Genomic DNA, 26511 nt, shown 5'->3' with positions numbered 1-26511 from the left:
ATTTTTTGGAAATTTCCACCCTATTTTTGTTATGATAAGGATAGAGGAGATGATCAATAAATGTCAAAGCAAACACGTATTGGTAAAACGAATTTGTATGTGAATCAGATTGGTCTTGGTACGAATGCAATTGGTGGACATAACCTATTCCCTAACCTGAATGAAGATACCGGAAGAGATGTCCTGCGGACGGCTCTTGAAGAAGGCATCAACTTTTGGGATACAGCCTACATTTACGGGCCCGGACGCTCGGAGGAACTGATTGGCGAAGTGTTGAAGGATACCGGCAAACGCGAGGAAGTGGTACTCGCTACGAAAGGTGCCCATAAATTCGTGGATGGTAAAATGGTCATTGACAACTCTCCCGCTTTCCTTAGAGAGTCTGTAGAATCCAGTTTAAAGCGGCTCCAGACTGATTATATTGATTTATTTTACATTCATTTCCCTGATGAAGCTACACCAAAGGATGAGGCTGTCGGGGCTTTAAAAGAATTGAAAGATGCCGGAAAAATCAAGGCGATTGGCGTCTCGAATTTTTCGTTCGAGCAATTAAAAGAAGCCAATAAAGACGGCTATGTCGACGTCTTACAATCCGAATATAACCTGTTTAAGCGGGGAGCCGAGCAAGACTTGCTTCCATATACAGCTGAAAATCAAATTTCCTTTGTCCCTTATTTTCCACTTGCATCCGGCCTGCTTGGTGGCAAATATAATGAAGAATCCAAGTTTGACGACCTGCGGGCTAAAGATCCCCTTTTCCAAGGACAAGCCTATGCAAGCAACTTGCAAAAAGTCGAGGAGCTTCGTGAAATCGCCAACCGAAAAAACGCAGAGGTTGCGGACGTCGCCCTTGCCTGGTATTTAACACGTCATTCCATAGATGTCTTGATACCCGGGTCCAAAAAGCCTGAGCAAGTCTCGCGTAATTTAAAAGCATTGGACGTTGAATTAACCATCGATGATATTGCTGAAATCAGCGCGATTTTCGCTTAAAAGATAAGAGAGAAGGGGCTGTCCCAAAAGTCAGGAAAATGACTTTTAGGGCAACCCTTTTTTTATGAAATTTATGCACAAAAAAATCGCCCTTTTTAGTAAAATGAAGTTACCACACACCATTTACGAAAGGACGATTTTTTATGAGCAATCCAAAGATCACTACAGAAAATTATAACATGGAACAAACTATACTACCACTCACCATTCAAGAGGAAACTACGGAAACTACCGTTCCTCAAAAACGAAATTCTACACCTACTTTTATTCCCTATGATAACCAACAAACCACTGTTATTTTTGACATTCAGGATCTCATTCCGGTTCACCACGTGGCGCGTGTGATTGATCAAATGATTGAATCAGTAGAAGATAATGTCTTTTTTGAGCACTATAATGGTGGCGGACGTAGCTCTTACCATCCTAAAATGATGACGAAAGTCATTTTGTATGCCTATTCTCAAAAAGTCTATTCCTGTCGTGAAATCGCCAAACTGGTTAAAGAAAATATCCCAACAATGTGGCTGGCTGCCTTGCAAAAACCGGATTATCGAACGATTAATCGATTTCGCACACAACAAATGGATAAGCTCCTTCCGAAGCTATTTGAAGAAATGATCCATCAACTAATAGAAGAAAAGCACGTCACAATGGAGAACTATTTTCTAGACGGAACAAAGATTGAAGCAAGCGCAAACAAGTATTCATTTGTGTGGAAAAAGGCGACGACCAAATTTGAGGCGAAGCTGCAAGAAAAAATCGAAGAAACGTACCAACAGATTCAGACCATTGCAAATGAAGAGGGTCTTGAACTGTCTACTCAAGATGAAACCTCCTCATTAACGGCAGAGGAAAAACTAACTCAAATAGAAAAAGCATTAGTGGAAAAAGTTGAAAAGGAAACGAATGGTATCCAACTTGAAGAAGATGTCCAGGTACGAAAAGAAAAACGACGGGAACTCAGTCCGGTTAAGAAACTATTGAAATTAGTGCGCGAAGACTTAGGTCCACGATTAGTAAAATATAAACAACAAAATGCTCTATTTGGCGATCGAAATAGTTATTCTAAAACCGATACGGATGCGACATTTATGCGAATGAAAGATGATCATATGAATAACGGACAACTAAAACCTGGTTATAATATTCAAATGGCAACGGAAAATCAATTCATTCTTTTTTATACGATACATCAACGCCCAACTGATACGCGTTGTTTCAAGCCGCATATAGAGGCACTGAAGAATACATCGCTACCATTCCCGAAAAACGTCATCGCAGATGCCGGCTATGGCAGTGAAGAAAACTATCTCTACTCTTTGGAAGAAGAATTTGAAGCTTTGATTCCTTACAATACTTTTTTAACGGAACAAAAACGGAGCTATAAAAAAGATATTCGTCATGCGAGTAACTGGGCATATGATGAACAAAAGGATGAATACACCTGTCCAAATAACCGTAAGGTTTTATTTAAGCGTTACTCGACCCGTACGGATAAAAATGGATTCACACGTGACTTTAAAATTTATGAATGTGAGGATTGTACGGATTGCCCATTAAAATCTCAATGTACAAAGGCGACAGGAAATCGCCAAGTGCATGTTAATCCAGTTTATGAAGAATTAAAAGCGAAAGCAAAAGTGAACCTTTGGTCTGAATCGAATGCACAACTTTACGCTCGACGAAAAATCGAGGTAGAGAGTGTTTTTGGTCATATCAAGGGCAATAGGTCGTTCCGTCGCTTTTCGCTTCGGGGCTTAGCGAAAGTACAAACGGAGTTTGGCATCGTAGCCATGGCACATAATTTACTGAAGATAGCTGGGTTACGTCAGCTACTTTCAGTAAATTATTATAGAAATAGAAAAACAGGTGGAGAAAAACAACTCGTTTTTCTCCACCTGTTTTATTTTAGGGACTTATTAGACAGCCTCTTTTTTCTTTATTTCATAATTCAAAGCTTCCCGCGATGAATGAATAGCATCCCTTCCTGGACAAGAATAATCCCTCAACGTAATCTTCACTATTTATATTGCTTCCCTTTTTCTATATTGGTATATTTATTGAATATTCAATCACTAAAGAAAGAGGCTACCCCATGAAAAAATCTTATATTCTTTTATTTCTTATCTTGGCTAACTTATTCTGGGCCGGTAATTATATTTTCGGCAAATACGTCGTTGCTGAACTTTCGCCGATTCAACTCACGTTTTCACGCTGGCTAATTGCTGTTATCCTATTATTTCCTCTTGCTCATTGGATTGAAAAACCCGATTGGAAAAGTGTATGGAAAGCATGGAAAGTACTATTACTGATGGGCATGCTCGGCATCATCGGCTATAATTTTTTCCTGTATTGGGCTTTGACCTATACGACTTCCATGAATGCCGCTCTCGTTAATTCGATTACCCCTGCGGTCATCGTCCTGTTTTCCGTCTTACTATTAAAAGAGAACATTTCATTCCTACATGTGATTGGCCTTATTCTATCCTTATTCGGAGTATTATTGGTCTTAACGAATGGACATCTTCAGACCATTTTCCATCTTACCTTCAATAAAGGAGATCTGTTGATGATTCTGGCGATACTTGTCTGGACCTTCTATTCACTCATCGCCAAAAAGATAAAAAATATCCCGGCCATATCAGCCACCGCCGTATCCGTTTTACTTGGACTGATTCTGGCTGCTCCGTTCGCCTTTAGTTCGGGGCTGAACCTTGATGTAAGTACTCAAGCGATGGTAGGCATTTTATATATTGGAATCTTTCCATCCGTTGGTTCCTTCATTTTCTGGAACATTTCACTGCGTCATATTGATGCAAGCCAAGCTGGCGTTTACCTTAATCTCATTGTCGTCTTCACTGCGATTCTAAGCTTGATGTTGGGTCAAAGCATCACAGTAGTCCAAATTCTTGGCGGCCTTCTTGTCTTCTCCGGTGTCTACTTAGCCACTAAAAAAAAGAAGGATAAAAAAGCTGTGGCTTCTGCTTAAGTAGACATTTTAGCTTTCCCCTTGTTTATCTAGCATGATTTACGTTATCTTTATAGAAGAAAATCTGAATGTAAAGGTGTGCTTTAGTTGAGAATCAATAAATATATTAGTGAATCAGGGATTACTTCGAGACGAGGCGCCGATAAATGGATTGCTGAAGGTCGAGTGACCATAAACGGAGCTGTGGCAGAACTTGGCAGCCAAGCTGAACCGGGCGATGATGTTTGTGTCGATGGCAAACCGATAAAAGTGGAGCAGCAGTATGTATATATTGCACTGAATAAACCCACAGGCATCACCAGCACGACTGAAAAACATATCAAAGGAAACATTGTTAATTTTGTTAATCATCCGCTACGCATTTTCCATATTGGTCGTCTTGATAAAGACTCAAGCGGTTTGATTCTGCTTACAAATGACGGAGATATCGTAAATGAAATCCTCCGGGCAGAGAACAAGCATGAGAAAGAGTACATTGTCACTGTTGATAAGCCACTTACGGATTCCTTCCTACAAGAGATGTCATCAGGCGTAGAAATTTTGGATACGAAAACACTTCCATGTGAAGTCAAGCCGCTTTCACGCCATACATTCAACATTACCTTAATGCAAGGGTTGAACCGGCAAATCCGCCGCATGTGTACAGCACTAGGTTATGAAGTCCGTGAACTGCAGCGCGTTCGCATCATGAACATCCACTTGGACAGGTTACCCCTCGGTCAATGGCGCGACCTGACAAAAGAAGAATTAAACGAACTATTTGCAGAATTGAATTACACACCAAGAAAAAGATGAGTGAAGAGGATGCCCCCAGATTTGGGAGCATCTTTTTTAGCAGCTGCATTCCTTTTATCGGTCAAACTGCGTAATATATCAGTCAATTTCAACATTTTATCGGTCTAGTTGAAGATATATCGGTCTAATCCAGCTTTTTTTCGGTCAAAGTCCAATTCGACTCCAAAATAAAAAGCAACCATTAGGCTGCTCATTATCGGTTATACCCACCATAGATCGGTTGGACTTTCGTTGATCAGGACGGTTTTCAAGTTCGTCACGGCTCGTTGGAAACCTTCTTCGATCGACATGAGCGGATCTTCGTGTTCGATGCTGACGACGTAATCATACCCATAAGTACGAAGGGCACTCATCATGTCGGACCATTCTTGAAGGCTATGGCCGCAACCAACTGAGCGGAAGTTCCAGGCACGTGTCTGGATGTTGCCGTACGGTTGCATGTCGGTGAGACCGTACATATTGATATTATCTTGGTCCAGATAGGTGTCTTTAGCATGGAAATGATAAATGGCTCCAGCTTTTCCAAGAATTTTAATGGCGCCGACAGGTTCGATTCCCTGCCACCAGAGATGGCTTGGGTCAAGGTTGGCACCGATTGCGTTCGATGTGGCTTCCCGTAGCTTCAACAAGGTGTATGGTGTGTGGACGAGAAAACCTCCATGCAGTTCGAGTCCAATTTTAATATGATGTTCATCAGCAAGCGCAGCGATTTTTTTCCAATAAGGAATCAGTTTTTCTTCCCATTGCCATTTCAAGACGTCCGCATATTCGTTCGGCCATGGAGCAACCGGCCAATTCGGATATTTAGCACCTTCGTGATCACCTGCGGTACCGGAAAAGGTATTGACGACAGGTACATTCATCAAGGCAGCTAACTTAATGGACTTTACTAGATTTTCATCACTTTCCCTAGCCCAGCTTTCATCTGGGGAAATAGGGTTGCCGTGACAGCTGAACGCACTGATGGCTAGCCCCCTTGATTGGATGGCTTCCATGTAGTCCTGCCGCTTTTCTTCACTCTCCAATAGCTCATCCAGTGGACAATGGGCATTACCTGGGTACCCGCCTGTACCGATTTCCACTGTTTTCAATCCAGAGGCTGCCACATAATCAAGCATTTCCTCAAATGTTTTTTGTCCGAATAGTACTGTAAAAACGCCTAGTTTCACTCGCCTCACCTCACCTTTGCATTAATTGATGCTCATGACTTTTCCGCTTGCGGAACTTTGGTAAATAGCTTCAATGATTTTCGATACTTTCATGGCTTCCGCCGGTTTTACCAGTGGTTCGGCAAAACCAAGGCAACTATCGATAAAGTTCGCCGCCTGTTGAAGATCCGGTGTGTCCTCACCTGGCATCCAAACCGCTTCACTATTCAAAAGCATCCCGTGTTTCGCCTGATTCAATATGAGCGGGAACACATCTAGACCGCCCTGTGTTCCGGATAAACTCAAGACTGTCGCTTCTTCACGGATATTCGCGGCCCATGACGTTTCAAATAACAAAGAAGCTCCATTTGCAAATTTGATATAAGCCGTTGCATGATCATCCACTTCAAAAACGGAAGCATCGAAATTGCCCCATAGATTAACTTGATCGACACCCTTACTGACATAATTATATGTCGAACCTACAATTTCGATTGGTTCTGGGTCATCCATCAGCCATAAAGCCAAGTCAAGCAAGTGACAGCCATAATCGATCACACTGCCTCCGCCTTGCAATTCCTTGCTCGTAAATACGCCCCAACCGGGGACTTTCCTTCGTCGAATGGCCTGAACTCGTGCCACGTATGGCTCTCCAATTTCACCTGCTCGAATCATTTTTTTGGCAGCCTGGGCTTCCTTCATGAACCTGTAATGATACGCAATGGAGAGCACTTTTCCAGATAAGTTTGCCGCATCGGTTATTGCCTTACATTCCTCAGTCGTGATGGCCATCGGCTTTTCACATAAAACATGTACACCAGCCTGCAATGCCGCGATGGAAATCTCGGCATGAAACTTGTTCGGTGTGGCTATCGTGACCGCATCCACTTCGGCAAACATATCTTCATAATTGGTAAAAACTTTTTCAATATGATGTTGCCTGGCGACATCTCTCGCCTTCAATTCATCAATATCCTGAATTGCATATAAAACCACTTTATCCTGTAATGTTTGGAAGGCTGGGATATGCCTTTTTTGGGCAATCCCCCCAGCACCGATAATACCCATTTTCAATTTGTACATGATGACTATTAAACCCCTTTATAAGCGGACGATTTGTCTGGATGCATTTGATTCCATTGCGCCGAGAATGACTTTTAGTGATTGTAATCCTTCAATTCCTGTGACAAGAGGCTCTTCATTGTTTACCACACTTTTTATAAAGTGGCTGATTACTCCAGTATCATGCTGTCCGCCAGAGTCATTTGTCTGGATGCCCCCTAATTCGAAGGTTTCGGTCTTCCCATTCTTATGATGGATAATCAGTGAATATTTAGGGTCGTCTTCTAGACGCAATACGGCTTTTTCCGCATAAATGACCGTTGCGTTGTCTTCTTTTGCGTACGACCAGCTTGCCGTCAGGGTACCAATAATACCGCTTCCCGTTCGCAGGATGCAGGCAGCGCTATCATCAACATCCGCCTGTTGCTTTGCACTCGTTTCCACAAAAGCTCCGACTTCCACAAATTCCTCGCCTAACACATATCGCAGTAAATCGGCTTTATGAACACCTAAGTCCCCCATCGCCCCGATGACCGCTTGATCTTTTTTAAAAAACCAGCTGTTCTCCCCATCGACACTCCAAGTTTCAGGCCCTGAATGTCCAAAAGCTGTCCTGAAGCTGTAAATCTTTCCTAATTCCCCACTCTCAATTAGCTTTTTGGCTTTTTGATGTGAAGGGACAAACCGCTGATTATGACCAATCATTAATATCTTGCCGCTTTTTATAGCTGCTTCATTCATTTTTTCCGCATCTTCTAAAGAGGTCGCCATGGGCTTTTCACAAAGAACATGCTTTCCAGCTTCAAGAGCAGCGATCGTGATGGGGGCATGCAGGTAATTCGGTGTACATACACTAACCACGTCAATATCCTTATTCTTTAAGAGTTCTATATAATCAGTATATGCTTTTGCGTCATACCTTTGTGCCGCTGCATTCGCCCTGTCTTGCGCAATATCACAAACGGCTACAATATCGGTTTCCTGATGCGCTTCATATTCCGGAAAATGCCTATTTTTCGCAATGCTCCCACAACCAATGACTCCCACTTGTACTTTGACCATTCTGCTCTCTCCTTCACTTCATCTCTTGGATGAGATATTCTCCAATGGTACCGCTTTTCCATAAACCACATTGTTGTGAGAACGTGGCTTGACCCACTTGACCGCATTCTTTATCACCTGCTGTATCTCTGGGTTATAGTAGGTCGGATACGTTTCATGGCCAGGCCGGAAATAGAATATCCTTCCTTTTCCACGCTGGTACGTGCATCCGCTTCGGAAAACTTCGCCGCCTTCAAACCAGCTCATTAAGAGCAATTGATCTGGTGCGGGTATATCGAAATGCTCCCCGTACATTTCTTCCTTCTCAAGCTCAATATATTCACCGATTCCTTCAACAATGGGGTGAGCGGGATCCACGACCCAGAGCCGTTCCCTTTCATCCGCTACGCGCCATTTCAGATCGCAGGTCGTTCCCATTAATTGTTTGAAGATTTTCGAAAAGTGTCCTGAATGGAGGACGATAAGGCCCATCCCTTCGAGCACCCGCTTATGAACACGTTGGACGATTTCATCCTGCACTTCATCATGTGCAATATGCCCCCACCAGAGGAGTACATCCGTTTCCTTCAGTACCTCTTCCGTCAGACCATGCTCTTTTTCGTCAAGCGTAGCCGTGTTAACCTCAATCTGATCTTCTTGTAAGAACTCGGCAATCGCGCCATGGATCCCATTTGGATAAATCTCTGCTACCTCTGGCTTCGTTTGTTCATGGCGATACTCGTTCCATACCAAAACCTTCATCAGAATCTCCTCCATATGTTTTTTCGGCGACTTCCCCTGCATGTTTAACTAATACCTCTTATTTTGTTACGCAAACGTTTGCGTTAGAAACAATAAAAAAATAATTTTGAATAATAAGATTAAATACATTGGTAATCTATATTGTAAATTTATGTTAGGAAAAATCAAGCTTTAATTGCTAAAACAATTCTACAATTTCTCTGTAATTTCTTTTTCAATAGCGGAATGTGACTCACGCTGTACGATTTTGGTAGGAACCCGGATACTCTTTTCCATCATTTTAGGATCGGCTATTAAATCAAATACGCACTTTGCTGCTTCATAGCCCAGTTGGTACGTATGAATATCGACCGTGGTTAGTGGTGTACTTAAGAATTCGATAAACTCCGAGTGATTAAAGCAGACGACACTTATTTGTTCCGGAACTTTCAACTTCTTTTCCGCTAACACGCCCAATAACAGCACACCCAATAATAGGTCCATGACTATAAATGCCGTTGGTGATTCAGGTAAATTCAGCAGTTCCTCGATGGCTTTTATGCCATCGGCGCGATTCAATGGAATCAGTTTAATACTTTCCTTTGGCACGCTTAACCTTGCCTGTTCCATTGCTTGTCGGAATCCGCTTAAACGCGCCTGGATCACTTCGAATTCAGGACTGCCCCCTAAAAAGGCAATTCGTTGATGACCAAGATTGATGACGAACTCCGATAATTCCTTAGCCGCTTGAACATTGTCGTTATCAATGAAAGTGATGCCACTCATATCCGTCCTTGGCTTCCCTACCAAGACAAATGGGAAGCTTTGTTTCACTAGATAGGGCACCACTTTATCATCCTGCTTCGAATACAAAACAATCATGCCATCCACGCGTCTACCTTGAACCATTTTAACGACATCTTCAAAAATGGCATCCTCGGTTTCCCCAGTCGTTAGCGAAAGGCTATACCCCTCTTTATTACAAAAGTCGCCAATGCCTCGGATCACTTCTGGAAAGAATGGATTGTACAGGGATTCCCTAGCCGAATTTTTCATTACGATTCCAATGGTCTTCGTGGATTTTGTAACCAAATTCCGGGCATTTTCATTCATATGATAGCCCATTTCCTTCAATACCTTCCGTACTTTACGCTTTGTCTTTTCACTAATGGTAGGACTGTTATGAATAACACGCGATACCGTGGATGGAGCGACATTCGCTTTCTTGGCAACGTCTTTGATCGTTACAGACATTTTCATCTACTCCCGTTCATCGCACAGGGCTTATTATTCCCTATATCTAAATAGTTATTTAACCGCACCGTCAGCAATTCCTTTAATAATTTGTCTTTGGGCAAAAAAGTACGCAATGATAACTGGAATGATTGACAAGGTAAGTCCTGCCAAGGCAAGATGCCATTGTTTCGTATATTGACCGAAAAAGAAGAATAATTTAAGTGGAATGGTCTCAGATCCCGCACCCCCGATAACAAGCGATGGCAAAAGGTAATCATTCCAAATCCAGATGACATTCAAGATCCCGACCGTGATTGACATCGGTTTCAATAATGGAAAAATGATATACCAGAATACTTGAAAACGGTTGGCTCCATCGATTTTAGCCGCTTCATCCAGCGTGATGGGGATCCCTTTTAAAGTACCATGATATAGGAATATGGAGAGACTGCATCCAAACCCTAAGTACATGATGATCAATCCGGTGCGATTCAACATACCCATCTGACCAAATTGGGCTACAAGCGGGATCATCACCGATTGGAATGGAATAAGCATGGCTGCCACAAACACGAAGAACAGCAAAGAACTAAATTTACTTTTATTTCGTGATAGCGCGTATGCGGCCATTGCTGAAAAGATAATAATTATCACGACACTGACAACCGATATAAAGATGGAATTGAATAAAGTCCGAAGAAAATCCAATTGTTCGAAGGCCTGAGTGAAATTTTCTAGTGTCCAGGTATCCGGCAAGCCCAATGTGTCAGAGAAAATCTCGCGTTTCATTTTAAAAGCATTTACGATCATTAAATAAAAAGGGGTGAGCCATAACAAGGCCAATACAAACCCGATCAATCCGACCAGCCAAAGCTTCCAATTCTTTCTCATCATAGCTCAACCTCCCTTTTCTTATTGATATATACCTGTGTCAAGGAAACGGCTGCCACAATCACGAAAAAGATCACGGCCTTGGCCTGTGCATAAGCCATATCATTTTCGGTAAACGCGGATTTAACAATGTTCATTGCGACCATTTCTGTTGAATTGTATGGCGCACCGTTCGTCAAAGAAAGGTTTTGATCATATATTTTGAAAGAGTGTGAAAGCGTCAGGAACAAACTAACCGTGAAGGCTGGTGCCACAAGCGGAAAAGTTATATGGCGAAAACGTTGGAAGCTATTGGCCCCATCGATTTTAGCCGCTTCAATCAGGTCTTCAGGAACTGCCTGTAAATAAGCGATATAAATGATCATGATATATCCCGCCATCTGCCAGGACGTTAAAATGATCAATCCCCAAAATCCAGTCTCGGTTGTGGAAAGCCAACCATTAAATGCCTCTATGCCGGTTACATCGCCAATGGCACCAAAGACTTTGATGAAGATGAACTGCCAAATGAAACCAAGAATCAATCCACCGATTAAGTTCGGCATAAAGAAAATGGTCCGAAGAAGGTTGCTCGATTTCAGTTTTGAAGTCACGATAAGTGCCAAGCTCAAACCAAGAACGTTTATGACCACAATCGCTGTTACAGAAAATTTGATGGTGAACCAAAATGTATCCAGGAAGCCCTTGTCCGAGAATAGGTTTATATAATTTTTGAGACCCGTGAAATCGGGCGTACCCAAACCGTTCCAATTCGTAAATGAATAATAAAACCCGTAAATGAGCGGCACGATCACGACCAAAATGAGCGCGGCTAGAACAGGTGTCAAGAACAGCCAATATGCAGCATCTCGATTTCGCATTTGAAACCGACCTCCTAATATAGTGTGTAAGTAGCGGATATATTTATAGAACAAACAACCAATCGACACAAGTTAGGCTCGATTGGTTGTTTCCCTATTTAACGGAATGCCTATTTACTGTGGATTTTCTCCCAGTTTTCAATGTTTTGTTTGACGAGTTCATCCCATGTCATTTTACCGGTTACATATTTTTGGACACTTGCACCCAGATCATCGTTCCACCCGACTGGATATCCATTGAACACCCATCCAATGGTATTTCCCTCTTGTGAATACTTATAAATTTCTTTTGATAACGGATCGGCAATTTTTTCAACGTCATACCCTTCATAGGCTGGAATGAATTTAAAATCTTCTAATACAGCTTTTTTACCTGCATCGGATGTATACATCCAGTCTAGGAATTTCCTCGCTTCTTCCTGAACTTTCTCATCCGATTTCTTATTTACTGCCCAATAGTTCGGTACCCCGACCGGCATGGCTGCCGTGTCCCCATTCGGAATAGGGATGATGCCTATGCCATTTTCAGCTAATTCGGGATCCATGTCATACACTGTGTTATACACCCAGTTCCCTTGCTGGATGATTGCAACCTTTTCAAGGGAGAATAACTCTTCTACTTGTTGGGAGTAATCAAGGCTTGCCGTTGGCTGAACAGAATATTTATTTTGAATATCGACCAGTTGTTTGAACTTGTCTCCATCCGAGAACTTGACGGTTTCCGCCTTGCTTGCCGTCAACACGTTTCCATCAAACTCCGGTGCTAAAAAGACATTGGATAAATGGTTTCCCGTTACCCATTTCTCTTTGACCGGATACGCGAATACTGCATCAAGCTTCAATTTGCCTTTCTGTGAATCCAGCTTCTTCACTGCATCCTCTAGAGCTGTATAGCTTGTAAGTTCTTCCGCCTTGATTCCGGCTTCTTTAAAGACCCTTTTGTTATAAATCAGGCCATACCCTTCCTGATTGAATGGAAGCCCAAGAATCTGCCCGTCCTCTTCAACGCCATCCAACGTCCCATCCAGTGCTGCCTCTGCAGCTTTCGTATCCTTCAAATCTGATAATCTATCTTTATATTGTTCCACATCGATCGGTCCGCCAATATTAAACACCGCTGGTTCCTCACCGGAAGCAAATTTTGCGGTAATGGCTGATTTATAATCATTCCCGCCGCCAACTGTCGATACTTTGATTTTCACATTTGGGTTCTCTTTTTCATACTGCTTGGCCAGAGTCTCAAATTGCGGCTTAAACTCTACTTTAAATTGGAAAATATCCAGCGTCACTTTATCTTTATTATCGGAATCACTGTCCCCGCCAGTAGAAGAAGAGCAACCTGCCAAGACCACACTAAATATCAATAAAATAGAAAAGATTCCCCCATACCATTTTTTACGCTTCATGCCTATCAACTCTCCCTTTTTCCGTAATTTCCTATTCCTTTTAAGAAAACGTTTGCATAAAGTATGAAAAGTAGATATCTTATAAACTGTCATTTCACTATTCTATTGAAAGATAAACCACCACCTTACAAACCTAATTGTAATCGGTTACATTTCTTTTTCTTTATATTACCACTTAATGACATTACTTACAATTAAATGTATAAGTCTACGAATATATTACGTTTCTTCTTCTAAATTATATGATTGAATACCCAAGAATTATTCCTTCTCCTGATTATATAATTTGAACGGATATCCATTCTGGGTATTTCTTCATCTTTTTCAACCATTCAGAATGCAAGCTGTATTTCATTAGAGAAATGGGAAACCAAAAGGCTTCCCTTCCATTCACTTCAAAACCATTTTCACGTTGGAAGACCCATACTCTTCCTTCAATTCGTAATATTTATCACTTGCTTGTCCAAATTCCTCGAACACACCACTAATAAGTAATTCATCCGTTTCCTTATCCACTATGCTGTACTTAATATTGCTCTTCCCAAACTTTCTGTCATCCACTTTTAAAAGAATCATGCTAAACACCTCCATATATAATGGCTGTATTCCTCATGATGGTTGGATTCTTACTTACATAATATAACAATTTATTCAAAATTCACAGATTTTTTTGTCATTTTCAGGGAAATAAAAAAAGACCTGCCTAGGCCCCTTGAAATAAAGTCCGTTTATCCATATAAAAAAAGGAGCCCAATCCGGCTCCCAAAATGATTTTATGACTTCGAAATATCCACGAACCCCTCACCAAATACATCCCTTACATCATGTATCGCGATAAAAGCTTGGCTATCGGTAGACTGAACAATTCTCTTTAACTTGACGACCTCTTGTTTACTAATGACAATATATAGAATTTCCTTCGCATCTTTCGTATAGTAGCCATGTCCATCAAAAACTGTGACCCCTCTATCCATTTTAACCGTTACTTGTTTCGCAATGAGATCTGCTTCTTTCGAGATGATGGTGATTGCCTTTTTCGGGTTTACACCCTCAATGATGAACTCCATTACTTTCGTTCCAATATATAGCATAAGGATGGTTAGCATGAGACCTTCCGCACCGATAATGAAATAGGATGAGACGGCCACGATTATATCAAAGAACAATAACCCATAACTTATGCTCCAGCCTAAATATTTATTTGTGATCCGAGCAAGAATGGTAGAACCTGCCGTCGTACCGCCCACCCGAATGATCAAACCAATTCCTACACCAGCAAACACACCGCCAAATATGGCATTGATTACGATTTCATCCGAAGAAACGTTCCAATTCTCCGTTAAATGTAGAAAAAGAGAATGGAAGGTGACGGCAATAATCGTATAAATGGTTGTAATCCTCGATAAAAATTTATATCCGACAATCAGAAGGAATGCATTCATAATGAAACTTACCAGGCCCGGTGACCACTGGAATAAATAGAATAAAATGATGGTAATCCCCGTTACTCCACCTTCACCGAGATCATTGGGAATAACGAAAAGATTGATTGCCAACGCAAAAATGAACGCACCTATTATTATAATGAGAACATCTAAAGAAGTCTTTTTCATATGTAACTTACCCGCCTTTATATAAACAATTTCCTTGCTATATAGTAACACGTAATTGATTCCTTCATTGATTTTCTTAATCTGTTAAAATAATTCATCTCTTAAATCAGGAATGGTAAAAGGCCACTGTACTCCCGCTAAACCGGAATACAGTAGCCTGCATACTACCTCTTTTATAGAAGAATCTTGCCATCCGTAATGTTGACGACACGGTCACACAAATCTAACATTCTCTCATCATGCGTCACCATGATGGCTGCCTTGTTTCTTAACTTCACCTCGGTCGCAAGCATTTCCACTACCTCTCGCCCCCGCTTTGAATCAAGGCTTGCAGTGGGTTCATCTGCTAAAATGATGTCTGGATTATTCATCAACGACCGCGCAATTGCTACCCGTTGACGTTCACCGCCTGAAAGCTCTTCTGGCAAATGATTGCACCGATGACTAAGTCCGAGATGACTAAGTAATTCATCAGCTTTTTTCACAGCTTTCTTGTCACGTTGCCCAATCAGTTCTGAAATAAGCAGAAGCTGGTCACGTACGGTAAGGTACGGAACAAGATTGGATGATTGAAAAACAAAGCCAATTTTCTCTAGACGGACACGTGTTAATTTCTTCGGAGAAAATGATGTTATATCCTCATTATTTAAAAGCAAACTACCTTTACTTGGGGAAAGTAAAGCACCTGCTATAGAGAGGAAAGTACTTTTCCCCGAACCTGATGGACCAACAACGGCCACAAATTCCCCAGCTTTCACTTGAAAGGTAACATCGTCAAGAGCCCTCACGATATTCTCACCTTCACCGTAAATTTTGCTGACGTGATCGAATGATAGTTTATGATTCATCATGCTACCCTCCCAATGGCTTCAATGGCATCAATTTTTGACACTCGATATAGTGATAACAAGGAACCCAATACCGAAACAATCAATAAAAGAATCGAATATTGAATGACCAAAGAAGTACTTAATTCAAAAGGCATTCCTTCTGGCATGATGAAAGTGACCCCGTATGTTAGTGCAACACTACTTGCTATACATACCACCGCAAGCATGAACACTTGGCCCACGATACTTTTTGCAAGGTAGCCAGTACTTGCTCCGAGTGCTTTCATGACTCCAAATTGATTCGTCTTCTGTAAAGTGATGACATAGAAGAACACAGCAAGAACAAATGCAGCAATCACAAACAGAAAGGCTATCATCATCGCCAATGTACCTTGTTCTTCTTTAAATCCCGGGATACTTTGAAGCATCTCATCCTTCGTAATGAGATCCACATCAGACACAGACTTCAACGGACCTACTTGATCCATTTGAACCGCAATTGTGCTAATTGCGTCCGTGTTTTTCAACCGAGGATTAATCCCCTGCCATCCCTTAACGTTCATGTATACAACAGGTGTATGGCTGTAGGATTGATTTTCGGTGAATCCTACGATAGTGAATTTGTTACCGGATAATTCATCTACTACCGTATCCCCTACCTTATAGCCGTCCTCTTTTAAAGAATCATTGGCTACTATATCGCCTTTCTTCTTATTATCATAGCTTTTCCCTTCCACGATTTTGGGTGCAAGGAACCCATTGGCATCCGTTGCAAAAATCGTGACATCCGTCTTTTTCGATGTACCTTCTTTATTGAAGGTCAACATCATTTGACCCAGGGCCTCCGCTCCTTCAACACCCGTTGAAGAACGAACCTCACTTAATGTATCCAGCGGAATAGTAGATCGGTTTAGTTTATGCTCCACGTTAGACTCCATCATGAAATAGTCAGCATCCATGCCTTGTATCGATGAAGCATTTTCAGCTGAAAGTCCATTAGCCAATCCAGAAATGATAAAGACCAGCCATGCGACCAAAACCATGATCAACCCGATCAGTAAGTAACGCACCTTTGAATGTTTCAGCTCACGTATTGCTAAAAACATTTTTTCATCTCCCAATTCTTTTGTTACCGTTTGAACATCCAATCCCTTATGTTCATGTGGTATACATCGATTGTAATGAATCATTATGAATGGAAGATGAACAATTGATTACATAAGCGGCAAACGAACATAAAAAGTAGACCCTTCCCCAAGTTCACTCTGAACCGCAATCGTTCCACCGTGAAGTTCCACCGTCTTTTTCGTAATGGAAAGACCTATGCCGCTCCCGTTCTCACTGCGATTACGCATTTTATCAACTTTATAAAACCGTTCAAAAATATGAGGAAGCTCTTCATCAGCTATCCCCATACCGGTGTCTTTAATGATCACTTCGACCATCCGGCCAATTTTTTTGATGCGTATAATGATTGAACCCCCACTTTCAGAGTACTTAATGCTATTCGTTATCAGGTTTGTCCATACTTGAATTAACAGCTTCTCGTCTGCAGAAATCATGGTGGATGGTAGATCCATTTCAATCACCATGTCTTTTTCCCGCCAACTCCATTCCAGCATGAACAGCACTTGCCTTATTTGCTGAGCTAAATCAAAGCTTGTACGCTGTAGGGGATCGTCTCCTTTATCCAATGAAGCGAGAATCAGAAGCTGCTTACTCATTGCCGACATACGCCGACTCTCCTTTTCAATAATGGACAAGTACTCCTTTCGTTTTTCCTTCGTTAACTCTTCCGATTGCAGGGTTTGGGAGAAGCCCTGGATCGAGGCGAGCGGAGATTGAATTTCATGTGAAACATTGGAAACGAATTCCTGTCTCATGTCTTCCAATCGTTGGATGCTCTGAGTCATTTTCGAAAAATGTTTCGCCAAATCCCCAATTTCATCACCACGGGTAACGTTCAATTCACCACTATAATCCCCATCAGCAATCCTTTTTGTCGCTTCCGTTAATTTGGTAATGGGCTTAACTAGAAAACGTGTGTTAAAAATAATGAAAAAGAAACTAAGTAAGATCATAAGAACGAGCAAAACGGCCAGGAAAAAGCGAATTTCCCCAAACTGCTTTTCAATATCAGGCCTAACGAACAAGGCGTATTTTTCGCCATCCACGTTCAGCGGAACCCCAATACTATTTTCTAATGCATCTTCAAAAAAACCGGTAATGAACAGCCCGTTATTATAGGTTTCAATCCCTTCATAGACTTTCCCGTTCAAGACATCAGAAACCGTATCCCCATCCAAATCCGTTTGATGAAACGATTTGCCATAAGAAGTAGCCTTACCCTGTTCATTGATTAAGTACAGCTGGTAATGCAATCCTGATACATGGTTTAAATAAGCATCAATATCCTGATCAGGATTTTCCTCATACAAAGAAACGATCTCCCTTGCGACCTTGCTGATTTTCTCTCCATTGTAGGGTTTAAGAACTTGATGGTAATACACATTAGAAAGTAAAAAAGCAATGACGCTAGCAAGCACCATGATTAAGATCGTTTGGACAACGATTCGAAAATAGAGTGTTTTCACTATTTTTTGACCCCCAGCTTGTATCCCAATCCCCTGACAGTCGTGATGACAAAATCATCCGTACGTCCTGTGAATCGTTCACGTAACCGTTTGATATGAACATCCACCGTCCGGTCATCCCCTTCAAAATCTGCTCCCCACACAAGTTCGATAAGTTGCTCCCGCGTAAAAACCTGATCGGGAAAACTCCCTAATTGAGCAAGCAGTTCAAACTCCTTAAGCGGAAGAAGCAATGTATTTCCCTGAATTCGGACTTCATAACTTCTTCGGTCGATGATGGTTTGATTTAATGTTATTAACTCAGCATTCACCATACGGTACCGTCGCAAAAGCGCTTTTATTCTAAATAAAAGCTCTTGTGGCTCGAAGGGTTTAACGAGATAATCATCCGTCCCGGCATAGTATCCCTTTTCTTTATCAATGAGCTGATCCTTAGCCGTAAGTAAAATAACCGGTAAATCATATTGATCGCGTATCTCCTTACAAAGATCCAGTCCGTTTTTATAAGGCATCATGATATCCACAACAGCCAGATGAATCCGTTCTTTCTCTAATAATAAGGAAGCCACATTCCCATCCTTCGCTTCGAACACCATGTATCCTTCTTTTTCTAAGTGAAATTTCAGTAACTCTCGAATATGCCGATCATCATCTGCAATTAATATATGTATCAAAGAAACACATCTCCGCTTCTTAATATGAATATCCCTACAATAGCAATATTCGAGCTCTTAAAACAACCCAAGCCTATTTAAAATAAAACAGGTAGAGGGTTTTTATCCCTTCATCAAAACCTATAAAGAAGTGATATATCCTTCTGAAGCTAAAAACCTTGAAGTGTATATTAAACACATATAAACCTAGACCACTTATTCGTCTAGGTTTTATGTTTTGCCTATTAAAATTATTCCTTCCAAATATGTTTTACTTACCTTCGTATTTATTCAATGTCCACAAGTAAGATAAACTAAAAAGTCTGCGGATAACCAAACATCCCTCATCATATTTAGTTAGAAAATTATCCTCTAAATCAGTTGTCCCTTAGGTATAGCTTTGGAGAATAAAATGGTGGTAACTGATGATATTATGGTTATTTACTTAACAAAATTAAGAGTAAATTGGGCATACGTTTAAAAGGTGTTGTACGTACTATATAATTTGTAAAAACATCAAATTTGGGATTGCAAGGGTTATCTCTATTCTGTAAGTAATAAATAGTTCATTCGTCACTAGGTATCTCTTCAAACTTTGCCAATCAAGGTTTCACATAAATTACATTATCTCAGGTATATCAATCTCTTTGCCTGGAGACTTACTAATTAGAACCTTTAAGAGTTCTCTTATTCATAATTAGTAGTAGCAATAAAATCAAAAGCACCAGTTGAACTAATTTCATTGTTATATTCAAAATTATATATTAAAATTACTGCATTATATGATTTCTTTAGGTTTATACTTTTCTGGATTTTTGGGATGACAATTTCTTCATACGAACACCCATCTAATAATGCTGATATATCACTACTACTATTCTTATAGACTGCTTTTTCTATTGTATCCTCATCAGTTTCATCCATATCAATATTAAAATCGATAAAGAATTGGGAAGGGACAGACTCGCCATCCTCATCATACGTTAAATCAACATACTCTCCTATTGGGTCCTCATCGTTAATATTCCCTAACCAAATTGAAACCCATCCTTGTTTTTCCATTATAGTACCCTCCTACTTTAATCTTAGACCTTGTGGTAAAGACGAAACTCCACCCTCTAATCTATAATTAGCCCAATTATTAAGCCGTCTAACAAATGTATTATAGTCGCTAGAAGTATCTATTATTGCTAACAATTCATTATGTGCTTTAGTTGAGCCTAATCCTCCGTGAACACCCTTTGGATTGACAAATTTGACATCGGATATAGCTGTTCTTAAGTCTTTAATCTCTTCAGCACCAATATTCCAACACTTAAATTGCGGAGCTCTTGAAACTAAGTGCCATTCATGTAAACCTCCAGGTTCTCTAAGCTGACGTTCAATTTTCTTTCTAATCTTTTTATCTTTCCAAAGTTCGTCTAGTTCATTACTTGTAAGGGAATTGAAGAATTTATTAAAATTCCCACTCTTTGCAGTTGGTATATCATCAACAGTTAATTTGTTTATATCTTTAGCATTATCTATACCCTTACCAGCATCCTTAATCTTAACACCTTTTAGCACATCATGACCCTTATCTAAGACTTTTATGGGTTTAATGAAAGTGAACGCTGCAGCTGTTATTCTTTCATTTGTAGTGGAACCGGGACCAATCATAGTAGCTATATCGCCTAGAAGGAAATCAGTTGCCGCTATGGCATATGGGGCTAGGCCATCCGGAGTTCCTGAACCGTTACCACCAAGTACCTTCCTTTTCCCTTCAAATGTTAAAGCATAGTCCCCAGTATTTGAATCCATTATTGAATCATCGCTTCGATTGCTTTTAATATTCTGTTTGGCCAGCCCTGCATAGATTGCTTCCATTTCCTTTTCGAGCTTCCGGGCTTCGGCCTCTTGTTTCTTAAACTCCCGGTAGCCTTTCATGTTCTCGGCCACTTCATCCTTCACTTGATAGGCTGCACTCACTTGAAAGGCGCTTTGGTTGAAGTTCATCGGGGAAATGGTACCGTCCTGACTGGTGGCTTCAATGAGAGCCTGCACAAGTCCAATGGCCACTTTTTCCTGGTCCTCGCTCACTTCATATTCCTCGACCAGTTTACTGTCTACATCCTTCACTTTCTTGATGGTCGTATTCTTTTCTTTTTCAGCACTCTCCATTTTCTCATGGAAATCATCTTGTTTGAATACGCTAAGCTGAAGGATATCTTCAATGTTTTGGAAAATCTTTTGGAGATCGGTAGACTGCTGGTTCACCATCGACTTGGCATTGGTAAGACCATGGGCCACTTCTCCCTCTAAAAAGGGCACCTCGACCACGGTCTCACCGGATAGGTCCGCTTCTTCCAATATGGCCGGAATGCCTTTTAGGAAACTGATTTGTGTGGAGAATAATTCGATCCAGGCATTCGCCACGGTGACCTGCGCCCGGTAAAAGTTCTTGATGGCCGTCGCCCCGGCTCCGGCCAATTCTTCATCAAGGTCGACGATTCCCTGGAATTCCTTTTTAAGCGTTTCGACCTGTCCCTTGAGGTCCTCATACTTGCTTGGCCCGTGACTTGACGGCCGACTTCAAAGGCTTAGCTTCGAATATCGTCATAATGGCTGATACCCCTGTGCAGTATGGGTGATGGCTTCATCCTGCTCTTTCAGTAAATCCACGTTGGCCCGGGTGTCTTCCAGATTCTTTTTGACGATCGTCAGATATTGATTGAAGGTCTTTTCCAGATTGGTTTCCCTTTCCTCCCATTTCGATGTGAAGCTCAGATCGTTATTGCCGAGCTGATCGACCGGCAGTGCTCCGATTGTCGTCCCATCCACGGCCGTTTTCACCTGGCCGACTTGCTTGGTCACGGCGGAATGATTCAGTTTAATCGTCGTCATTTACAACACCAACCTCTTTAAATCGGATACTTCTACATGTATCCTTCTGTTCTAATCGGGTATTCCTCCCATTCATACTATCCATTTCACTAAAGAAAAACGTAGAGTGAGCGTCACTCCGTCCTTGTACGTATCCCAAAAGAATCACCTCATAAATAATTCCTCGAATAAACAAATGTCATATTTTACATATTTTTCATTATAAGGATTAAAGTCCGAGAGATAAATAGGGATAACCACGCTACTTTAGTAGCTTCATAGGAATTCCCTCACAACAATCTCGATATAGCATTAAGTCTTTTTACCTCCTTTTTTTAAAATAAATCAAAAAAAGGATGCAATCTGCATCCTCTTGGCTTTCATTGTTTATCTAATATCCTGTTTGAAGTGTAAATGAGGCATTCTTTGTTTCTTACCTTTTTTATGTTTCGGTTTTTTCTCTTGCACTTTTGCTTGGTCATAGACCGCTGTCCCCGCAATTCGTGCTACATCTTGAAGCTTTTCTTTTGAGATTTTATCAATCGTATCATCTGGGGAATGATACCAAGGCTCTGATGGATTGTGTATGAACAAGGCAGCAGGGATACCTGCTTCAGAGAAGGATACATGGTCACTTCGACCTCCCTCTCCATAAGGGGTAGCTACACCGTTCAGTCTCTTGCTAGAAGCCTGTGCAAGATCCGTTACTAGATTCGGTTCTCCATCGTTCGTCAAGAGAATCAAGTCCCCAGCATCCTTACTACCGACCATATCCAGATTGAAGTTTGCAATACTTCTGTTGATTTCATCTTCTGATAGATTGTCCACATAATCCTGCGAACCTAGCAATCCATTTTCCTCTGCTCCAAAGGTGATGAAGCGAATTTCCGTGTCTGTAGGCAGATCCTTCAGAACACGGGCAAGCTCAAGCGTGACAGAAGTCCCTGATGCATCATCATTTGCACCTGGTGCCCCAGCTACTGAATCATGATGTCCGGTTACATATATGATGTCACTTTTCTTCGCCTTTATATTCTTGGTTGCTTTTTTCGTTGCCACTACATTATAGGACGTTTTTTCTCCCGAAGAAGCACCCTCGATTTTCAAGGAGGCCTTCACCTTTTCTCCATTTTCCAATTTTGCTACGACTGCTTCACCTGCCGTTTTCGTAATTGTGACAGACGGTGCATATTGGTCATTGACTCCTCCGAGTGTCCCGTTTAAATCTCCCTCTGCATTATTGTAAATGATGACTCCCACAGCCCCTTTTTGAGCTGCATTCACTACTTTCTCAGCAAAAGAAAGGCTTCCTCGTTGTATGAGAGCAATCTTTCCGGCAACATTGGCTTGTTCAAGCTCCTCCAACGTTCCTAATCCAGCGTATACCACATCACCTGAAACGTCCCCATTTACTGAATAGGTTAAATGTTTTGGTTGAACTTCCCCATCATATCCGTCGAAAGCCAGTTCCACCTTGTCAGGATCTGTGTAGGATAAGAATTGAAACTCTTCAATATCCGCTTTGTAGCCATATGACTTAAACTGCTTTTTGATGAACTGGACCGCTTTATACTCCGATTCTGTCCCAGCCACGCGAGGTGTTTGCGAGAGGTATTCAATATTCTTGTAGATTTTGTCGACATTGATTCTCTTAACAATTTGCTTATCTGTGGAGGGGGCTTTTTCACTCGGAGATGAATGAGCAGGTGCCGCCAATGCAGTGGTACTACTAACGCCTCCCAACGCTAACGTAGTAGCTAATGTAAGAGATAGAAATGGTTTTTTCATAGATTTCCTCCTAATTTCAATAGATTCTTATAATCCATTGTAAATTATTCTGAATATTTAAAATAGGTATATTCATCCTAATTATCCCATTTCCCCGCTAGTCTATAATACCTTTTATAAGCGTTTACGCTGGGATACGATTTATTTTTTGTCATCCTATATAAAAATTCTTTCGAACATACAGGAATTTAGCTTTTTTTCTGGAAAGTAGTACAAAGAGAATACGACTTTAATCAGGGAAGAAGGGGCGAGAATGTCCATTACTAAATTCGTGATGCCTGAAGTGATTTTTGGAAAAGGTTCGATAGAGCAAGCGGGAGAGGCATGCCTACGTTTAGGGGCCAAAAAGGTGCTGATTGTAAGTGACCCTGGTGTAGCCAATGCCGGCTGGCTGGATATCGTCGTAAAATCCTGTCAAGATGCAGGACTTGCCTACGCTTCCTTTATCGATGCAACGACAAATCCTAAAGACCGTGAAATAGAAGCCGGCTGTTTGACGTTTCATAATCATGAGTGTGATGCCATCATAGGGGTTGGCGGAGGAAGTGCGCTGGATGTCGCCAAAGGGGTCGCTTTATTGGCATCAAACGGCGGAGTCACCAGTGATTATGAAGGGGTCGATAAAGTCCATTCGCCTCTTCCACCCATGGTGATGATTATGACCACGGCTGGATCCGGCTCGGAAGTCTCCCAATTTTCGGTGATTGTCGATTCGTTCCGCGAGAAGAAAATGACGATCATCTCAAAGTCGCTCGTACCCGATATTGCCATCATCGATCCGGCTACGTTGACAACTTTGGATCCAGACTTGACTGCGGCAACGGGTATGGACGTTTTGACTCACGCCATTGAAGCCTATGTTTCTATCGCAGCAACACCACTTACTGATGTTCAAGCACAGAACGCCCTCTCCATCGTCTCCCGTTACCTACGCCCTTCTGTTGCATCTAAAAATAATGAAGAAGCAAAAGAGGCGATGGCCATGGCTAGCCTACAAGCCGGACTTGCCTTTTCCAACGCCATTTTAGGAGCCGCCCATGCGATTTCCCATGCCATCGGCGGAAAGTACCTGCTTCCACATGGTGAAATCAATGCAATCCTTCTCCCCCATGTCATGGATTTCAACCGAATTGCTTCCCCTAGGCGATTCAGCCATATTGCGGAAATCATGGGAATCGACACACGGACCTTAACAGAGCAACAATCAGGCGCCGCCGCTGTTGCCTTCGTTCGGGAGTTATCCCAAGATATAGGCGTGCCTCTAAGTTTAGGGGATGTCGGCATTACTACGGATATGATTGAACTAATAGGCATGACCGCTATTGATGATGCCTGCATGATTACAAATCCTCGTGATATGTCCATAGAACAGATTAAACAATTGCTCCTTACAGCCCTATAGGAGGTGCAACCATGAACAAAAATGAAATGATAGATTTAATGACCGGTGTACGGTCTTCGAAAAAAACATACTACACTGAACTAAAGAAGACCGTCGATGAGTTAAAAAAGAAGAATCTACAACTTGAAATCATGAATGATATTACCAAGAACATGAACGGAGACTTGGATATTCATCTTATTCTTCGAAATGTAGTCGATAAACTAAAACGACTGGTCTCATTTGATGACTGTCATTTCATTATTTTATATGAAGAAGATCCGACTCTACTCCATATATGCCCTAATGGACCATGCGAGCTTAACATTGAATCCAAAGACCAATTACATTCGATAAAGGAACCGATCCAGATAAACGTCGAGATCCTCCCTGCTTTTCCAGAAAAAGAACAACTTCTGTCCCTTCAGATAGAAACGCTCCTCTTGATTCCTGTGTACGGAAAAAATGAAGAAATCGGGATTTTAACCTTCGGCAGGAAGAATAACACAGCATGGCTCAAAGAGGAGTTAGATTTTCTAAAGCAACTATCCAATCAGCTAGCGCTAACTTTCGAAAATGCTCTGCTCTATATGGAAGTACTTCATTCTAAGCAGGAATGGGAGGATACCTTTAAGGCGGTAGAAGATATGATTGTCGTCTTTGACCGGGAGGGTGGGGTCTACAAATCCAATGATGCAGCCAAGGATTTTTTTGAATTAGAACCTTTGAAAAAGGCCTCTCAAGCTCTCATTCAAGAAACCTTCTCACTTGATAAGCCAGGTTTTCAGGAACTCCTTCTTCAGCAAGGAGTCATAATGGAAATGCACGCCTACCCTATTCAAAACAAGGAACAGCAAGTATACGGTGTTATCGCTTATTATAAAAATGTTACCGAAAGAAGAAAAATGGAAGCTCAATTACTTCATGCCGACAAGCTAGGGGCCATCGGTGAAATGGCAGCGGGAATAGCCCATGAATTGAATAGTCCATTAACCGCCATCATTGGTAACTCTCAGCTTTTATTGAGAAGCACACTTCCGGAACACCATGATTACAACCTGCTAACCGATATCCAAAATTGCGGCGACCGATGCAGGCAAATCGTAAAAAGTCTGCTTACCTTTTCACGGCAGGATGAATACAAGTTCCACTATTATTCTATGAACGAAGCCATCCACCAAGTTTTGAACTTGCTGAAGTTCCAACTCGAGAAGAAACAAATATTCATTCACCTTTCCCTACAGGAAGACCTGCCGTACATCAAGGGCAGCCAACAGCAGATTGAACAGATTATCATCAACTTGTTATTGAATGCCAAGGATGCCTTGAGTGATCTTGATGAATCAGCCCCAAAAACAATCACCATCCAGACCTTTTTAGAAGAGGAATATATGATCGTCCAGGTGGCTGATAATGGGACAGGAATTGAAGCCGAGCGCCTCCCTCTTATTTTCCACCCTTTTCATACGACAAAAGACCGCGACAAGGGGACTGGACTGGGGTTGTCTGTTAGTCTTGGCATCGCGAAAGATCATGGCGGCAAAATTGACGTATGGAGTACGCCAGGCCAAGGAAGTATATTTTCACTGAAGATTCCCCTACCGACAGAAGATGAGAGGAGTGAATAA

General features: G+C 41.5%; 23 protein-coding genes and 1 pseudogene. 6 read left to right on the top strand and 18 right to left on the bottom strand.

Annotation, left to right across the window (positions count from 1 at the left end):
• Nucleotides 1-60: 60 nt before the first annotated feature.
• From AC503W_RS02320 to rluF, 4 genes are all read left to right on the top strand, one after another.
• A complete protein-coding gene (locus AC503W_RS02320) occupies nt 61-993 on the top strand; it encodes an aldo/keto reductase (protein ID WP_407408497.1) in 933 nt (310 codons plus the stop codon).
• Nucleotides 994-1136: 143 nt separating this feature from the next.
• Entirely contained in the window at nt 1137-2963 is a 1827-nt protein-coding gene (locus AC503W_RS02315) for an IS1182 family transposase (RefSeq protein ID WP_494915839.1), read from the top strand.
• Nucleotides 2964-3088: 125 nt separating this feature from the next.
• Complete coding sequence (locus AC503W_RS02310; RefSeq protein ID WP_494915837.1) at nt 3089-3982, top strand: DMT family transporter; 894 nt, start codon at nt 3089-3091, stop codon at nt 3980-3982.
• 87 nt (nt 3983-4069) lie between these two features.
• Nucleotides 4070-4777, top strand: coding sequence for a 23S rRNA pseudouridine(2604) synthase RluF (gene rluF, locus AC503W_RS02305; RefSeq protein ID WP_494915835.1), 708 nt, complete (start codon nt 4070-4072; stop codon nt 4775-4777).
• Nucleotides 4778-4977: 200 nt separating this feature from the next.
• On the opposite strand, the gene AC503W_RS02300 is transcribed toward rluF, so the two are convergent.
• From AC503W_RS02300 to AC503W_RS02215, 18 genes and pseudogenes are all read right to left on the bottom strand, one after another.
• Nucleotides 4978-5946, bottom strand: coding sequence for a sugar phosphate isomerase/epimerase family protein (locus AC503W_RS02300; protein ID WP_402989263.1), 969 nt, complete (start codon nt 5944-5946; stop codon nt 4978-4980).
• 21 nt (nt 5947-5967) lie between these two features.
• Nucleotides 5968-7008: a Gfo/Idh/MocA family protein gene (locus AC503W_RS02295; RefSeq protein WP_402872084.1), complete on the bottom strand. Its 1041-nt coding sequence runs from the start codon at nt 7006-7008 to the stop codon at nt 5968-5970.
• A gap of 18 nt (nt 7009-7026) precedes the next feature.
• Nucleotides 7027-8049 carry a Gfo/Idh/MocA family protein gene (locus AC503W_RS02290; protein ID WP_427591637.1) on the bottom strand — a complete coding sequence of 341 codons (1023 nt, stop codon included), beginning with the start codon at nt 8047-8049 and terminating at the stop codon, nt 7027-7029.
• 18 nt (nt 8050-8067) lie between these two features.
• Nucleotides 8068-8790 (bottom strand): ThuA domain-containing protein, encoded by a 723-nt coding sequence (locus AC503W_RS02285; RefSeq protein ID WP_427591638.1) that lies wholly within the window; start codon nt 8788-8790, stop codon nt 8068-8070.
• A gap of 189 nt (nt 8791-8979) precedes the next feature.
• Nucleotides 8980-10023: a LacI family DNA-binding transcriptional regulator gene (locus AC503W_RS02280; protein WP_407407080.1), complete on the bottom strand. Its 1044-nt coding sequence runs from the start codon at nt 10021-10023 to the stop codon at nt 8980-8982.
• Between the two features lie 54 nt (nt 10024-10077).
• On the bottom strand, nt 10078-10899 hold the full coding sequence (locus AC503W_RS02275) for a carbohydrate ABC transporter permease (protein WP_402872094.1): 822 nt from the start codon (nt 10897-10899) through the stop codon (nt 10078-10080).
• Nucleotides 10896-11756 (bottom strand): carbohydrate ABC transporter permease, encoded by an 861-nt coding sequence (locus tag AC503W_RS02270; protein ID WP_402872097.1) that lies wholly within the window; start codon nt 11754-11756, stop codon nt 10896-10898. The genes AC503W_RS02275 and AC503W_RS02270 overlap by 4 nt, the downstream gene beginning before the upstream one ends.
• Nucleotides 11757-11866: 110 nt before the next feature.
• Nucleotides 11867-13162 carry an ABC transporter substrate-binding protein gene (locus AC503W_RS02265; protein WP_402872101.1) on the bottom strand — a complete coding sequence of 432 codons (1296 nt, stop codon included), beginning with the start codon at nt 13160-13162 and terminating at the stop codon, nt 11867-11869.
• A gap of 390 nt (nt 13163-13552) precedes the next feature.
• Nucleotides 13553-13738: a hypothetical protein gene (locus tag AC503W_RS02260; protein WP_402989277.1), complete on the bottom strand. Its 186-nt coding sequence runs from the start codon at nt 13736-13738 to the stop codon at nt 13553-13555.
• A 197-nt stretch (nt 13739-13935) separates the two neighbouring features.
• Complete coding sequence (locus AC503W_RS02255; RefSeq protein ID WP_402872314.1) at nt 13936-14775, bottom strand: YitT family protein; 840 nt, start codon at nt 14773-14775, stop codon at nt 13936-13938.
• Nucleotides 14776-14948: 173 nt separating this feature from the next.
• Complete coding sequence (locus AC503W_RS02250) at nt 14949-15626, bottom strand: ABC transporter ATP-binding protein (protein ID WP_402958533.1); 678 nt, start codon at nt 15624-15626, stop codon at nt 14949-14951.
• Nucleotides 15623-16711 carry an ABC transporter permease gene (locus AC503W_RS02245; protein ID WP_402958535.1) on the bottom strand — a complete coding sequence of 363 codons (1089 nt, stop codon included), beginning with the start codon at nt 16709-16711 and terminating at the stop codon, nt 15623-15625. Before AC503W_RS02245 ends, AC503W_RS02250 begins: the two co-directional genes overlap by 4 nt.
• A 108-nt stretch (nt 16712-16819) precedes the next feature.
• On the bottom strand, nt 16820-18199 hold the full coding sequence (locus AC503W_RS02240; RefSeq protein ID WP_427591639.1) for a sensor histidine kinase: 1380 nt from the start codon (nt 18197-18199) through the stop codon (nt 16820-16822).
• The gene (locus AC503W_RS02235) at nt 18199-18873 is read right to left on the bottom strand and encodes a response regulator transcription factor (protein WP_402958539.1); all 675 of its coding nucleotides are present in this window, start codon (nt 18871-18873) and stop codon (nt 18199-18201) included. The genes AC503W_RS02240 and AC503W_RS02235 overlap by 1 nt, the downstream gene beginning before the upstream one ends.
• Nucleotides 18874-19539: 666 nt before the next feature.
• Nucleotides 19540-19914, bottom strand: coding sequence for an immunity 22 family protein (locus tag AC503W_RS02230; protein ID WP_402958541.1), 375 nt, complete (start codon nt 19912-19914; stop codon nt 19540-19542).
• Nucleotides 19915-19926: 12 nt separating this feature from the next.
• Nucleotides 19927-21387, bottom strand: a pseudogene (locus tag AC503W_RS02225) (T7SS effector LXG polymorphic toxin); the annotation flags it as partial.
• A gap of 60 nt (nt 21388-21447) precedes the next feature.
• Entirely contained in the window at nt 21448-21735 is a 288-nt protein-coding gene (locus AC503W_RS02220; RefSeq protein WP_403124382.1) for a YwqI/YxiC family protein, read from the bottom strand.
• Between the two features lie 366 nt (nt 21736-22101).
• Nucleotides 22102-23502, bottom strand: a complete 1401-nt coding sequence (locus AC503W_RS02215; RefSeq protein ID WP_494915828.1) for a M28 family peptidase — start codon at nt 23500-23502, stop codon at nt 22102-22104.
• A gap of 253 nt (nt 23503-23755) precedes the next feature.
• On the opposite strand from AC503W_RS02215, the gene AC503W_RS02210 reads away from it, so the two are divergent.
• Both AC503W_RS02210 and AC503W_RS02205 read left to right on the top strand, forming a co-directional pair.
• Nucleotides 23756-24904: an iron-containing alcohol dehydrogenase gene (locus AC503W_RS02210; protein ID WP_494915826.1), complete on the top strand. Its 1149-nt coding sequence runs from the start codon at nt 23756-23758 to the stop codon at nt 24902-24904.
• Nucleotides 24905-24915: 11 nt separating this feature from the next.
• The gene (locus AC503W_RS02205; RefSeq protein WP_494915824.1) at nt 24916-26511 is read left to right on the top strand and encodes a GAF domain-containing sensor histidine kinase; all 1596 of its coding nucleotides are present in this window, start codon (nt 24916-24918) and stop codon (nt 26509-26511) included.

Source organism: Peribacillus suis, assembly GCF_059384845.1.
Note: the sequence above shows the minus strand (reverse complement) of the source record. Positions and strands in the feature narration are given on the sequence as shown.

Bases quoted from the DNA above. Each gene is read 5' to 3' on its own strand.
- AC503W_RS02210 (WP_494915826.1), top strand. From the start codon at position 23,756: ATGTCCATTACTAAATTCGTGATGCCTGAAGTGATTTTTGGAAAAGGT.
- AC503W_RS02205 (WP_494915824.1), top strand. From the start codon at position 24,916: ATGAACAAAAATGAAATGATAGATTTAATGACCGGTGTACGGTCTTCG.
- AC503W_RS02250 (WP_402958533.1), bottom strand. From the start codon at position 15,626: ATGATGAATCATAAACTATCATTCGATCACGTCAGCAAAATTTACGGT.
- AC503W_RS02270 (WP_402872097.1), bottom strand. From the start codon at position 11,756: ATGCGAAATCGAGATGCTGCATATTGGCTGTTCTTGACACCTGTTCTA.
- AC503W_RS02290 (WP_427591637.1), bottom strand. From the start codon at position 8,049: ATGGTCAAAGTACAAGTGGGAGTCATTGGTTGTGGGAGCATTGCGAAA.
- AC503W_RS02245 (WP_402958535.1), bottom strand. From the start codon at position 16,711: ATGTTTTTAGCAATACGTGAGCTGAAACATTCAAAGGTGCGTTACTTA.
- AC503W_RS02275 (WP_402872094.1), bottom strand. From the start codon at position 10,899: ATGATGAGAAAGAATTGGAAGCTTTGGCTGGTCGGATTGATCGGGTTT.
- AC503W_RS02285 (WP_427591638.1), bottom strand. From the start codon at position 8,790: ATGAAGGTTTTGGTATGGAACGAGTATCGCCATGAACAAACGAAGCCA.
- AC503W_RS02295 (WP_402872084.1), bottom strand. From the start codon at position 7,008: ATGTACAAATTGAAAATGGGTATTATCGGTGCTGGGGGGATTGCCCAA.
- AC503W_RS02280 (WP_407407080.1), bottom strand. From the start codon at position 10,023: ATGTCTGTAACGATCAAAGACGTTGCCAAGAAAGCGAATGTCGCTCCA.
- AC503W_RS02215 (WP_494915828.1), bottom strand. From the start codon at position 23,502: ATGAAAAAACCATTTCTATCTCTTACATTAGCTACTACGTTAGCGTTG.
- AC503W_RS02220 (WP_403124382.1), bottom strand. From the start codon at position 21,735: ATGACGACGATTAAACTGAATCATTCCGCCGTGACCAAGCAAGTCGGC.
- AC503W_RS02260 (WP_402989277.1), bottom strand. From the start codon at position 13,738: ATGATTCTTTTAAAAGTGGATGACAGAAAGTTTGGGAAGAGCAATATT.
- AC503W_RS02315 (WP_494915839.1), top strand. From the start codon at position 1,137: ATGAGCAATCCAAAGATCACTACAGAAAATTATAACATGGAACAAACT.
- AC503W_RS02230 (WP_402958541.1), bottom strand. From the start codon at position 19,914: ATGGAAAAACAAGGATGGGTTTCAATTTGGTTAGGGAATATTAACGAT.
- AC503W_RS02255 (WP_402872314.1), bottom strand. From the start codon at position 14,775: ATGAAAAAGACTTCTTTAGATGTTCTCATTATAATAATAGGTGCGTTC.
- AC503W_RS02310 (WP_494915837.1), top strand. From the start codon at position 3,089: ATGAAAAAATCTTATATTCTTTTATTTCTTATCTTGGCTAACTTATTC.
- AC503W_RS02265 (WP_402872101.1), bottom strand. From the start codon at position 13,162: ATGAAGCGTAAAAAATGGTATGGGGGAATCTTTTCTATTTTATTGATA.
- AC503W_RS02320 (WP_407408497.1), top strand. From the start codon at position 61: ATGTCAAAGCAAACACGTATTGGTAAAACGAATTTGTATGTGAATCAG.